Source organism: Micromonospora sp. WMMD736 (assembly GCF_049179015.1).
GTDB lineage: Bacteria > Actinomycetota > Actinomycetes > Mycobacteriales > Micromonosporaceae > Micromonospora.
Map to the genome: position 1 here is coordinate 6,495,060 of NZ_JBMHMI010000001.1, position 12,697 is coordinate 6,507,756.

At 72.3% G+C, this 12,697-nt stretch carries 10 protein-coding genes; 6 read left to right on the forward strand and 4 right to left on the reverse strand.

Annotated elements, in window-relative coordinates; translation table 11 throughout:
* The first annotated feature begins 8 nt into the window (after positions 1-8).
* Together ACN269_RS29535 and ACN269_RS29540 are read left to right on the forward strand one after the other, a co-directional pair.
* Positions 9-1,535 carry an alkaline phosphatase D family protein gene (locus ACN269_RS29535; RefSeq protein WP_421475509.1) on the forward strand — a complete coding sequence of 509 codons (1,527 nt, stop codon included), beginning with the start codon at positions 9-11 and terminating at the stop codon, positions 1,533-1,535.
* Between the two features lie 12 nt (positions 1,536-1,547).
* Positions 1,548-2,864, forward strand: a complete 1,317-nt coding sequence (locus ACN269_RS29540; RefSeq protein WP_421475510.1) for a hypothetical protein — start codon at positions 1,548-1,550, stop codon at positions 2,862-2,864.
* Between the two features lie 53 nt (positions 2,865-2,917).
* Here the strand turns inward: ACN269_RS29540 and ACN269_RS29545 are convergent, their stop codons facing one another.
* From ACN269_RS29545 to ACN269_RS29555, 3 genes are read right to left on the reverse strand one after another with little or no spacing between them, the layout of a single operon-like run.
* On the reverse strand, positions 2,918-3,484 hold the full coding sequence (locus ACN269_RS29545) for a TetR/AcrR family transcriptional regulator (RefSeq protein WP_421475511.1): 567 nt from the start codon (positions 3,482-3,484) through the stop codon (positions 2,918-2,920).
* A gap of 13 nt (positions 3,485-3,497) precedes the next feature.
* A complete protein-coding gene (locus tag ACN269_RS29550) occupies positions 3,498-4,187 on the reverse strand; it encodes a hypothetical protein (protein WP_421475512.1) in 690 nt (229 codons plus the stop codon).
* Positions 4,188-4,215: 28 nt separating this feature from the next.
* Positions 4,216-6,630 (reverse strand): PEP/pyruvate-binding domain-containing protein, encoded by a 2,415-nt coding sequence (locus tag ACN269_RS29555; RefSeq protein ID WP_421475513.1) that lies wholly within the window; start codon positions 6,628-6,630, stop codon positions 4,216-4,218.
* Positions 6,631-6,709: 79 nt separating this feature from the next.
* Between ACN269_RS29555 and ACN269_RS29560 the strand changes: the two genes are divergently transcribed.
* The 4 genes from ACN269_RS29560 (at position 6,710) to ACN269_RS29575 (ending at position 11,630) form a co-directional block, all read left to right on the forward strand.
* Entirely contained in the window at positions 6,710-7,369 is a 660-nt protein-coding gene (locus ACN269_RS29560; protein WP_421475514.1) for a M23 family metallopeptidase, read from the forward strand.
* Positions 7,370-7,442: 73 nt separating this feature from the next.
* Complete coding sequence (locus ACN269_RS29565) at positions 7,443-7,673, forward strand: DUF2188 domain-containing protein (RefSeq protein WP_421475515.1); 231 nt, start codon at positions 7,443-7,445, stop codon at positions 7,671-7,673.
* A gap of 142 nt (positions 7,674-7,815) precedes the next feature.
* Positions 7,816-10,821, forward strand: coding sequence for a fibronectin type III domain-containing protein (locus tag ACN269_RS29570; protein ID WP_421475516.1), 3,006 nt, complete (start codon positions 7,816-7,818; stop codon positions 10,819-10,821).
* 356 nt (positions 10,822-11,177) lie between these two features.
* Positions 11,178-11,630 carry a pyridoxamine 5'-phosphate oxidase family protein gene (locus tag ACN269_RS29575; RefSeq protein ID WP_421475517.1) on the forward strand — a complete coding sequence of 151 codons (453 nt, stop codon included), beginning with the start codon at positions 11,178-11,180 and terminating at the stop codon, positions 11,628-11,630.
* Positions 11,631-11,699: 69 nt separating this feature from the next.
* On the opposite strand, the gene ACN269_RS29580 is transcribed toward ACN269_RS29575, so the two are convergent.
* On the reverse strand, positions 11,700-12,659 hold the full coding sequence (locus ACN269_RS29580; protein ID WP_421475518.1) for a hypothetical protein: 960 nt from the start codon (positions 12,657-12,659) through the stop codon (positions 11,700-11,702).
* Positions 12,660-12,697 lie beyond the last annotated feature (38 nt).

A 12,697-nucleotide genomic window follows, 5' to 3' on the forward strand; every position in this document is an offset into this window, starting at 1 on the left:
TATTGACCATGACAAGGCTCAGTCGTCGCATATTCGTCCTCGGTGGACTCGCCGCCGCCGGTGCCACGGTGACCGCCGGGCAGAGTGCCCGCGCCGCCGCGCCGTACCCCTTCAAACTCGGTGTGGCGTCGGGTGATCCGGCCGCCGACAGCGTGGTCCTGTGGACCCGGCTGGCACCGGCACCGCTCAACTCCGACGGGCAGGGCGGCATGGCCGACGCCGACGTGACGGTCGAGTGGCAGGTGTCCACCACGGACCGCTTCTCGTCGCTGGTCGCGTCGGGCTCGGTGGTCGCCCGGTACGCCGACGCCCACTCGGTGCACGTCGTCGCGGGTGGCCTGGCGGCCGACTCCGACTACTACTACCGTTTCCGGGCCCAGGGGCAGATCTCCCCGGTCGGGCGTACCCGGACCGCACCGGCGGCCGGCACGTTCGGCCGCGACCTGGTCATGGCGTTCGCCTCCTGCGCCCACTACGAGGCCGGCTACTACACGGCGTACCGGCGGATGGCGGAGGAGAACCCGGGGCTGATCCTGCACCTGGGCGACTACATCTACGAGGGTGGCGTCAACACCTCGGCGGTACGCCAGCACGTGGGCGCGGAGATCGTGTCGCTGGCCGACTACCGCCGCCGGTACGCCCTCTACAAGTCCGACCCGGACCTGCAGGCGGCGCACGCGGCGGCACCCTGGCTGGTGGTGCCGGACGACCACGAGGTGGAGAACAACTACGCGAACATGGTCCGCGCCGACAGCAGCCCGACGCTGACCGCCGCCCAGTGGACGGCCCGGCGTACCGCCGCGTACCGCGCGTACTACGAGAACATGCCGCTGCGCCCGGCCTCCGCGCCGAGCGGCAACAGCATCCCGCTCTACCGCCGGGTCCGGTGGGGGCAGCTCGCCACCTTCCACATGCTCGACACCCGGCAGTTCCGCGACGACCAGGCGTGCGGTGACGGCTGGAAGGTCTGCGCGGACGCCGACCTGGCCTCCCGCTCGCTGACCGGCGCGACCCAGGAGGCGTGGCTGCTCGACGGGCTCGCCCAGCACTACGGCACCTGGGACATCCTCGGCCAGCAGGTGTTCTTCGCGCGCCAGTTCGAGGCGAGCGGGGCGGCGAACATGGACGCCTGGGACGGCTACCGGGCGTCGCGCAGCCGCATCCAGACCGGCTGGCAGCAGCGCGGCGTGCGCAACCCGCTCGTCCTCACCGGTGACGTGCACAAGTCGTGGGCCAACGAGTTGAAGGCCGACTACGCCAACCCGTCGTCCGCCACGATCGGCACCGAGCTGGTCTGCACCTCGATCACGTCGACGGGCAACGGGACCGGCAGCACCACCATCCCGAACGCGGCCACCAACCCGCACCTGAAGTTCTACTCCGACCGGCGCGGCTACGTCCGTACGACGATCAGCCGCAGCCAGGTCCGGGCGGACTTCCGTGCGGTGAACACGGTGACCGAGCACGGCGCGGCGGCGTCGACGGTGCGCTCGTTCGTCATCCTCGACGGCCAGCCCGGCCTGCAGGCCGGGTAGAAGGAGCACACGATGACCGCACTCACGACACTGCTCACCGCGTCCCTGCTGCTGCCGACCGCCGTGGCACCCGCGCCGACCGCCATGACCGCCGACGCGGTCACCTGGACCACCGCCAACAGCGTGGCCACCGGCGACCAGGACCTGCCCGCCATCGCCATGAACCGCGCCGGTCAGGTCGCGGTCGCCTGGGAGGACGACCGGGACAGCACCGCCCCGGAGGACGACACCCACAGCGAGATCTACGTACGCCTGTTCCGCGACGGCACGCCCGGCTACGAGCTGAAGCTCTCCGGCGGCGGCACCAGTGGGGCCGCGTGGCGGCACATCAGTCCCGACGTGGGGCTCGACGACCGGGGCAACGCCGTGGTGGTCTGGGCCGCCGACGGTGACGGCAACGGGGTCTACAACATCCAGTACCGGGTGATCTCCCCGGCCGGCGCGATCCTCGGCTCCGGGCAGGCCAACGCCAGCGACGCCGGCCAGCAGATCTGGCCGAAGGTGGCCGTCGACCCGGACGGCGCGCCCACCAGCGCCGCCGTCGGCTTCACCGTCGTCTGGGAGGACGTGCAGGGGACCGCGCCGGCCACCGTCAAGGCCGCCGGCTTCACCGGCCCCACCACCAAGGGGTACGAGGTGACGGCCTCGCAGACGACCGGCTCGCACCACCGCCCCGACGTGGCGGTGTCCGCCTCCGGGGAGGCGCTCGTGGTGTGGGACGAGGACGCCGACGCGAACGGCTCGTACAACATCGGGCTGACCCGGTTGGCCCGGTCGAACGGCGCGGTGGTGCTGTCCCGGCGTACGGCCAACGCGCAGAGCGGCGGCCAGCAGCGGCGGGCGTCGGTCGCGGCGACCTACTCCGGTGACTTCACCGTCGGCTGGGAGTCGGACCACACCGGCACGATGGGCGTCTGGGCGCGCTCGTTCACCGCCACTGGCACTGCCCGCCACGACGAGGTGCAGGTGTCCACCGGCACCGGGGCGGTCGCCCCCGGCGTCGGCATCGACGACGAGGGCAACGTCGTGGTGGGCTGGACGGTGTCCGGCGCCAACCCGGACGTCTGGGCGCGTGGCCTCAACCCGGACGGCAGCACCACGGGTCGGCTGGCGGCGCAGGCGTTGAGCCAGACCACGACCGGTCGGCAGGAGCATTTGGCCGTCGCCTCGTCCCCCTGGGGCGAGGTGAGCCTCTGCTACACCGACGACAACGACGGCAACGCCTTCGACCAGGTGCTCCTCGGGCTCGGGGCGTCGAACTCCAGCTGGCTGATGACCGCCGAGGAACTGCGCCAGCGCAAGGCGCGCGCCGCCGCCCGGATGGGCTGAGCGGGTCGGCGACGACGGGCCGTGACTCGACGTGGGAGTCACGGCCCGTCGGCTCAGCCGAAGAGCAGGTCGAGGTGGGCGTCCAGGGCGGCGAGGGCCTGCTCGGCGGTGTACTGGCCGCCGAGCAGGTGGACGCCCAACCCCTCCATGAGCGCCAGCAGACCCCGCGCGTCGGCCTCGCCACGCCCGGCCGGCAGGACGCTGGTGATGAACGCGGTGAGCTGCGCGGTGCCCTCGCGCAGGCTGGTCGCGGCCGTCGGGCGCACCGCCGTATAGGCCAGGAACGCGAGCGCCACCCGACCGTCGTCGCGGGTGTGCGCGTCGAGCGGCAGCAGGGCGGCGATCATCGTCCGCAGCAGCAGCCGGGGGGAGGGGTCCGCGCCGAGTCGCGCCACCGCCTCGGTGACCCGGATCTGGCTGCGTTCGCGGACCACGCTCAACGCGAACGCCATCATCTCGTCCTTGGTCCGGAAGTAGTGCTGGACCATTCCGGCGGACACGCCCGCCTCGGTGGCGACGTGGCGGAGGCTGACGGCTTCCAGGCCCTGATCCGCGGCGACCCGCATCAACGCGTCCGCGATGAGGGTGCGTCGCTGCTGGTGATCGACCTTCTTGGGCATGGCCTCGATCGTTTCACAGGGGGTGGCCGGGAGCCGCCGCGTGGCGGTCGGTCGCCGGGGCGGGCGTGCCCCGGGCGCTGCGCAGCAGACCGTCGGGGTCGTCGGCGTACAGTCGCAGCTCGTGCGTCGGCGCGGACCGGCCCCGGGGCAGGTCGAAGGTCGTCGGCCGACGCAGCACGACGTCGATGCTCGTCTGGCTGCCGACCGAGATGTGCAGGATCTGGCGGTCACCCTCCTGCTCGGCCTGGACGGTCCTGCTCGACGGTAGGGAGCGGTGGCGCTTGCGGAGCGCGGCGACGTCCGCCCACGGGATCCAGATGTCGATGCCGGAGCTGTTGCGTACCCGCAGCCCGGTGTCGGCGACGACGTGCGGGTGGATGGTCATGCTCGCCCAGAGGCCGACCATCCAGAGCAGACCCCAGATGCCGAGGCCGAGCACGATCCAGCGGGCCGGTTGCCAGGGGACCACGTGGGTGACGATCAGGTCGAAGATCGGTATCTCGACGGCCGACAGGGCGATGAAGATCCCGAGGATCGGCTTGACCACGCCGAGGTAGCCGAACGGTTCGTCGCCCGGCTCGAGCGGCAGGGGACGGCGACGCGCCCACAGGTAGAGGCTGCGCCACATCGCGGCCTCGCTCACGGCGGCCCGGCGCAGCAGCGGTCCCACGGTCGCCCTGGTCGGCGTCCTCGTCTCGGTCATCGTCCTCGTCCTCGGCTAGGGGTGGTGGTCAGTGGACGGTCACGACGCCCGCGCCGCCGTCGACGGTGACGAGCTGGCCCGTGGTGATCGTGCGGGTGGCGTTCGGCACGCAGATGACGGCCGGAATGCCGTACTCCCGTGCCACCGTGGGGCCGTGCGCCATGATCGCGCCGGTCTCGGTGACCAGGGCGGCGGCGGTGAGGAACAGCGGGGTCCAACCGGGGTCCGTGGTCGCGGCGACCAGGACGTCGCCGGGCTCGACGTACGCGGTGGCCGGATCGTGCACGACCCGGGCCGGCCCGGTGACCCGGCCTGCGGACGCCCCCACGCCGACGAGGGTCCCGTCGCCGCCGGATGTCCGGGCCAGGACGGTCTCGACGTCGGTGCCGTCGGACAGCAACGCCACCGGCACCGACCGGCGACGCAGCTCGCGGCGGTGCACGGCGCGCCGGGACGCGACCAGGTCGCGGTGGTCGACACCCTGGTGTACGGAGGCCCGCACCTCGTCGAGGTTCAGGAACATGATGTCGTCGCGCTGGTCCAGCAGCCCGGCGTCGGCCAGGTCTGCGCCGATCAGCAGCAACTGTCGGCGGGTCTCCCGCAGCGGGTACAGCCCGGCGAACTTGCCGGCCTCGCGCAGGCCGGCCAACGAACGGGCGCGGCGCAGCAGGAACCCGGCGATCATCGCGCGCACCGGCCGTCGTCGGCGAGCCCGCACGGTGAGCTCCGTCAGCGCCGTCTCCGCAGCCGCTGCGGCCCGGTGGAAGCGCTGGTCGGGGCCCTGCTCCGGGTCGGTGACCCGGAGATAGTTGGCGAGCGCGGCGAAGACCGGTGTCGGGTCCTCGGCCCAGCGCGGCACCCCGAGGTCGACCTCGGCCACGCCCCGGTGGCCGTACGCGTCGAGGAAGCCGCCCATACCGATGTCGGGCAGTTCGCCGCGCAGGTGGCGGGCGGCCAGCTCGTCCGGTGGGGTGTCGAGCAGCAGTCGTCGGTGCGCACCGACGTCCTGGGCGAGCCGCCACAGCGCGAGGTCCATCTCGATGGTGACGTTGTGCGGCATCCCGCCCAGCGTGGCGTGCATCTCGTCCGGACCGGCGATGCCCTTGAGCAGCGCGGCCGGCAGCGCGGCGGCGAGCATGCCGGCGACGATCGGCCACATGATGGCGTCGCTGTGGTCGGTGTCGTCGCGTGCCTCGACGTAGCGCAGCCGGTCGGCGGTCGTCCGCAGGTCGTCGGGGGCCACCGAACGGACCCGCAGCTGCTCGATCGCCGCGAACATCCGTAGGCGTGCCGCGTCCGGGCGGGCCAGGGCGCGCACGATGCCCACCACCGCCCGGCCGGCGGTGCGCAGGGACGCCGCCGGCCGGGCCGCGCCGCGCCCGGCGCTGGTCGGGGCGAACCGTGGGTCGGCCAGGACGTGCTGCATGACCGCCTGCGCCCGGGGGCCGAAGTCGACGGCCATGAGCTTGACCAGTCGTCGCCGCGACGACCTGCTCCGGGCCAGGTCGGTCAGGTCGCCGTAGAGGCGGCCACCGATGTCGACGATCTCCACCCGGACACCGAGCGCCGCGAGCATGGCGGTGACCTGCGCCCGTAGGGTCGCCATGCCCATCGGGGTGACCGGCCGCAGCATGCCCTGGACGTGCCCGAACTCCACGAAGACGCGGGGGAGGGGCTTGCCGGTGGCCGGCGGCAGGGGAAACAGACTGGTGATCGGGCGCGACTGCAGCAACCACAGCACGTCGTCCGGGTCGATTGCCCACTCGACGTCCTGCGGGTAGCCGAAGTGCCGGTCCAGCCGTTCGCCGACGGCCCGCAGCCGGTCCAGGTGCGCGGACGTCAGGCACCCGGTGTCGTCCCGCGCGACGCCGTCGAGGACGTAGTGGTCCACGGCGCTCGCGCCGTCCACGACGGCAGTGCCGAGTCCCGGCGCGGCGTCGACCACCATCTCGTCGCGGCGGCCGGTCAGTGGGTTGGCGGTGCAGAGCACCCCGGCCACCGTGGGCGTGACCATGCGTTGCACGACGACACCCATCGCCACCCCGCGCTGGTCGATGCCGTGGGCGTGGCGGTAGGCGGTCGCGCGGTCGCTGTGCAGCGAGTCCCAGCACTTCGCGACGGCGGCGATCAGCTCGGCCGTACCGGTGACGCCCAGGACGGTGTCCTGCTGCCCGGCGAAGCTGGCGTCCGGCAGGTCCTCGGCGGTGGCGCTGGAGCGGACCGCCACCGGTCCGCCCCCGAGCCGCTGGTACGCCTCGATTATCTCCGCCGCCGGCACCACGCCGTGCCGGTAGGCCTCGGTGGTGACGCAGAACCCGTCGGGGACGCGTTCGCCGTGCCGGATCAGCGCGCCCAGCCCGGCTGCCTTCCCGCCGACCAGGTCGCCCATGTCGGCGGTCACCTCGGACAACGCGAGCACGTACACGCCGACCCCCAGTTGCAATACGACTGCATCGCGTCGACCGTAGCGCCTTTACGATGCAACTGCAACGCAAAGGTGGTGCGGCTCGCCCGCGTCTGCCATGCTCGGACCGGTGACGACCGGCCGCCCCACCAGAGCCCGCACCCATCGCCGCCCCCGCCGACGGATCCTCGTCATCCTGCTCACGCTTGTCGCCGCGGCGGCCGTCGCCGCCGTCGCCGTGGTCGCCGTACCGATGCTGCGACCGGCGGGTCCACGCCCCCTCTTCCAGATGCCCGTCACCTGCGGGGAGACCTGGCAGCTCAGCACCTACCCCGGCCACGACGACTACGACGTCGACTTCTTCCCCATCGGGGGCGAGTCGTGGGGGCGTCCCGTCCTCGCCTCCTACGGCGGCACGGTCACGGTGGCCGGCATCAACGGCTCGCTGGGTGGGCGTACCCCGGAGAACCCGGAGGGTCCGCGCGGACGCGGTGGTGGCTACTGGGTGAAGATCGACCACGGCGGCAAGTGGGAGACGCAGTACCTGCATTTGCTCGAACCGCCGCTGGTCCGGGTGGGTCAGAAGGTCGCCCAGGGTGAACAGATCGGTCGGCTCGGCAGCACCGGCAACTCGGGGGCGCCGCACCTGCACTACGAGCAGCGCCGAGGGTGGGACAAGGTGGAGACCCACTTCGACGGCACGCCGTCGGGCATCACGACCGACGATCGGGAGCAGATCCTCCGCCGGGTGAGCAACAACTGCCCGGCCGTCCCCTGAGGACGCCGGTTTGCCTGCCCCTGCTCGGGGCACTGAAGAGGGTGACCGCGCAGACGCAGGGGAGGAGCTGGCGATGACCAAGGGCGATGTCGACACCTACCAGGAGAACGGGCAGTGGAAGAACCGCCCGGAGGGCAACGACCGGGCCAGCAGCACGCACGACACCAAGGCCGACGCGCAGGCGCAGGGCCGCGAGATGGCGGCCGACCGCGGCGTCGAGCACGTGATCAAGAAGCAGGACGGCACGATCGGCGAGAAGAACACCTACCCGCGCAGCCGCGACCCGCGCGACATCGCGGGCTGATCATCCACCTGCCTTCGGGCCGGCCCCCTCGGACTTACCGAGGGGGCCGTTCCGCTTCCACGGCTTTCCCAGACGCTGGACTTTCGGGCGCTTTTGCCGGATATAGTCCGGTTCGGGACTGGAGTGGCAGCTGGGAGTGGACATGACGTTTCGGAGGTGGCGTCGTCCGACGATCACCGTGGTCGTGGTCGCCATGACCGTGGGGTCGCTGGCGCTCACACCGCTACCGGCGTCGGCGGCCGGGTCGGTGCTGTTCGACCAGCCGTTCCACAACAACACCGCGAACGGCCTCGGCGCGGTGGCGGTGCCCGCCGTGCCCGGCGTCCTCGCCACCAACGCCGCGTGCCTGAGCGCGGCCGGCAACTCCACCACCGGCCCGCTGCTGAGCTGCACCACCTCCACCGACCCGCAGGGCGCGGGCAAGCTGCGCCTCACCCCCGCCACCATCAACCGCCAGGGCGGGGTGTTCGGGGCGGTCAGTGTGCCCACCTCGCAGGGGCTGCACCTCACCTTCAACACCTACCAGTACGGCGGCTCCACCCCGGGCGCGGACGGCCTCGCCTTCGCGTTGGCCGCCGTCGACCCCGCCAACCCGCGATCCCCGGCGACCCTCGGTCAGACGGGAGGCTCGCTGGGCTACTCGGCGGCGTTCAACGGCGTGTCGGCGGGCCTGTCCAACGGCTACCTGGGCATCGGGCTGGACGTCTTCGGCAATTTCAGCAGCAGCACCTACCAGGGCACCGGCTGCACGAACCCGCCGTACATCTCCACCACCGGGGGACGCGTCCCCGGGCAGGTCGTGGTCCGGGGTCCGGGCCGCAACGGCGTCGGCTACTGCGCCATCAACAGCACCGCCGGCAGCACCTCGGCCCCCGCCCTGGCGCTGCGGGCCAGCACCCGGGCAGCGTCCGTGGTGCCGGTCGAGGTCGTCATCAACACCACCGCCTCCCCGTACACCACCGACACCGGGATCACCGTGCCGGCCGGTCAGTACCGGGTCCGGTTCACCCCGGTCGGCGGGTCCGCGCGGACCCTGGAGGGCGCGCTCCCGGTCGTGTCACCGAGCCTGTACCCGTCACCGACCTGGCTGAACGCCAACGGCTACCCCCGGCAACTCGCCTTCGGCTGGGTCGGCTCGACCGGCTCGGTCACCGACTTCCACGAGGTCGACGAAGCTCGGGCGGTGACCTTCAACCAGGTGCCGGACCTGAACGTGTCGCAGACCAGCTCGGTCGGCGCCGCCCCGCAGCTCGGCGACCCGGTCACCTACTCCATCACCGCGGGGGTCGATGCCGGGACCGCCGAGACAGCGCCGATCTCGGTCACCCAGACCGTCCCCGCCGGTGTCACGCCACGCGGCGCGTTCGGCACCGGTTGGGTCTGCGGCGCTCCGTCCGGCCAGACCATCACCTGTACCAACAGCAACGGCCCGTTCGCCGGGGGCACCTCGCTGCCACCGATCACGGTCGTCGCCACCGTCACCGGCAGCGGCGTGACACCCGCGCTGATCCAGACCGCGACCGTGGCGACGTCGTCGTCGATCGACGCGAACCCCGGCCTGTCCACCTCCACCACGCCCGTCGTACCCGCCATCGCGCCCAGCGGCATCACGGTCGCCCCCGCCCAGGGCTCCATCTCCGGGGGCGGCGCGGTCACCGTCGGCGGCAGCAACCTCACCGGCGCCACCGCCATCACCATCGGTACGGCCGCCGAACAGCAGGCCGGCACGTCGGTGGTACTGCTGCCCTGCGCTTCCGGCCCGGCGGCCGGCTGCTTCACCGTGAACCCCGACGGCACCCTCGGCATCTCCTCGATGCCAGCCCGGTCCAGCTCGGCGACGGTCACCGTCACCGTGGTCACCCGGGGTTCGGCGGGCTCGGCGAACTACACCTACGCGTCCACCCCGGGTACTCCGGCCGCGCCCACCGCCGTGGCCGGCGTCACCAGCGCCACCGTGAGTTGGACCGCGCCCGCGAGTAACGGCAGTCCGATAACCAGCTACCTGGTCACGCCGATCCGGGACGGCGTCACCCAACCGACGCTCACGTTCGATGCCTCCACCACCACCCGCACCCTCACCGGGCTCACCGCCGGCTCGTCGTACGCCTTCCGGGTGGCCGCGGTGAACGCGTTCGGTACCGGCGCGGCAAGCCCCGCCTCGGCGGCGGTGGTCCCGTACACCCTACCGGGCGCTCCGACGATCACCTCGGTCAGCGCGGGGACGACCGCCGTCAGGCTGAGCTGGACGACCCCGGCCAACGGGAGTTCACCGATCACCGGTTACACGGTGACGCCCTACCTCAACGGAGTGGCGCAGACCGCCCAGACCTTCAGTGGGACCGCAACGACCCAGGTCGTCACCGGGCTGACCGGCGGCGCCACCTACACCTTCCGGGTGGCTGCGATCAACGCGGCCGGCACCGGCCCCCAGTCGGCCCCCTCCGCGCCGGTGACGGTCAACCCGCCGCCGACCCTGACCTTCGCGCCCCCGCCGCCGGGCAAGGCGTACGTCGAGTACCAGTACCAGCTCACGGTGGCCGGCGGCACCAGCCCCTTCGTCTGGTCGGTCAGCTCGGGAACCCTGCCCCCCGGCCTGAGCCTCGACCCGGTCACCGGCCTGCTCGCCGGCACACCGACGGCGTCCGGGACATTCCCGTTCAGCGTCCGGGTGACCGACTCGTTCGACCAGTCCGACACCCGCGGCGTCCAACTGGTCATCAGTCCGCTCGGCGGCCTGTCCATCAGTGTCCCGACGATCTCCTCACTCGGCACCGTCACCTCGGCCGCGACCGGCGTGTCCGGCCAACTCGGCCCGGTCACCGTGACCGACGATCGCGGCCCCTTCTCCGGACGGTGGGTCAGCGTCGTCTCGACAACGAACTTCACCACGGGGTCCGGCACGCCGGGCCAGACCATTCCGAACAGCAACATCACGTACGCCTCGGGAGCGGCTATCGCCACCACCGGTGACGGAACGTTCCTCCCGCAGCCCGGCGCCGTACTGGACACACCGCGTACGGCCGCCGGCTGGTCCGGCCAGACCGGCGGCGCGAACTCCGCCACCTGGAACCCGACGCTTCTGGTGCGGCTTCCGGACGGGCTGGTGGTCGGCGACTACCAGGCGGTCGTGACGCACTCGGTCATCTAGCGCGGCGGGGATCGCGGCGCCTCGCCTGATCGGCGGGCTCACCGCGGCTCCGCTGGCGGCCCGGCTGGTACGCCTCGTTCCCGCCCAACTGCTGGCCGAGGCGAATATCCCCCGCCACCCGTCGTTGTTCGCGGCGGCGTGCCTTCCCCCGGTGAACGTGATGCCGTTGAGTCATCTTGATGACTCAGAGGCATCACGCTCACCTGAGTCCTCGCTCCCTACCGGAGGCGGGGCGCGGCGCTGCCGCCGGGTCATCGGCGATCTGGCGGGCTCTTGCGGTGAAGCGGGCTTCAACAGCGAGACTGCCCGGGGCGCGATGGTCGTGCCGTCACGGCCACCGGAAGGATGGTGCAGACGTGCAGCCCGAACCACCGCGCAGTCCGACGCGACGCAAGCAGGACACGTTGGCCCGGCTCGACCGCGACATGGATGCGTGGGTCGCCTCGGCGGACCGGGAGGGCAACGCCCACCTGGTACCGCTCTCCTTTCTCTGGGATGGTGCGGCGCTCACCCTGGCCACCGCCGAGACGACTCCGACCGCCCGCAACCTGCGTACCTCGAGGCGGGTGCGCATGGCCCTCGGTCAGACGCGCGACGTGGTCATCATCGAGGGGACCGTGGAGACGTTCGCACGCGAGACCGTGCCCCTCGATCTGGCGGACGCGTTCGCCGCGAAGTTCTGGGACGCGCGGGTCGGCCAGACCCGCTACGCGTTCTTCCGGGTGACACCGCGCCGGATACAGGCGTGGCGGAACGAGGCCGAGGCCGCCGGCCGTGACCTGATGCGCGGCGGTCGGTGGCTGGTCTGAGGGCTGTGCCGGGACGACTCACCCGGCCGTTCCCCCTGGGAACGGCCGGGCGTCTCGCGCGCTTGCCGGTCAGGCCAGCCGGGTCCGTTGCCGGCGGACGAGGTACCAGCCACCGAGGATCACCAGGACCAGCACGGCGAGCCCGCCGACCGCATAGACCAGCCAGCTCGGCCCGGTGGTCGTCGTGACGGCCATCGGCGCGGCGACGGGCAGCACGATCGTGCCGGTCGCGGTGCGTTCGACGGTGCCGCTGGCGAGTTTCGCGTGCACCTCCCAGGTGCCCGCGGGCAGGGACTGGTTGACCTCGACGCGAACCTGGCCGCTCTGGCCGGGCAGGATCGTCACGCCGTTCGTCACCTTGAACGGGCCGGCCTGCACCGCCGCCTTGCGCAGCGACAGGGTGCCGGTCATGTCCAGGGCGCGCTGGCCGGTGTTCGTGATCCTGGCGGTCACCACGGGGAACTCACCGGTTCCGGGTACGACGGCCAGCCCGTCGATGCGGAAGTCGGTCGGTGGCTCACCGCCCGGGCCGACGTCGAGGTAGACCCGGATGCCCACCCGGTGGATCTGGGTGACGTTGCCGGTGCGCTCCTTCGAACTGGTGACCTGGGCCCAGATCGCGGCGTACCGCTCGCCCTTGGACGCCTTCCTCGGGACGGCGATCTCGACCTCGACCGGCCGGCGCTCGCCCGGGTCCAGTTCCAGCGTGGCGGTCTTCAGCCGGATCCACCCGCTGAGTTCGTTGCCCGTACGTCCCTCGGGCACGGCGAAGGTGTTGTTCTCCACCGAGGCCGCCCCGGAGTAGAAGTCGACCTTCTGCGTCTCGTCCGAGGTGTTCTGCACCTCGACCCGGCGGTGGATCGTCGTACCCGGATTCAGGTGGTCCACGATGTAGACCTGGGCCCGGGGGTCCTGCACCCGACTCGCGGGGATGTCCAGCATGCGGATGCTGATCGCGGCGTCGTCGGCGGGATCCTGTCGCTGCTCCCGCACGGCGACGGCTGGCGCTGCCGAGACCCCGAGCGCCACGAGGGCGACGGAGGCCAGCAGCGCCAGCCGGCCGAGCG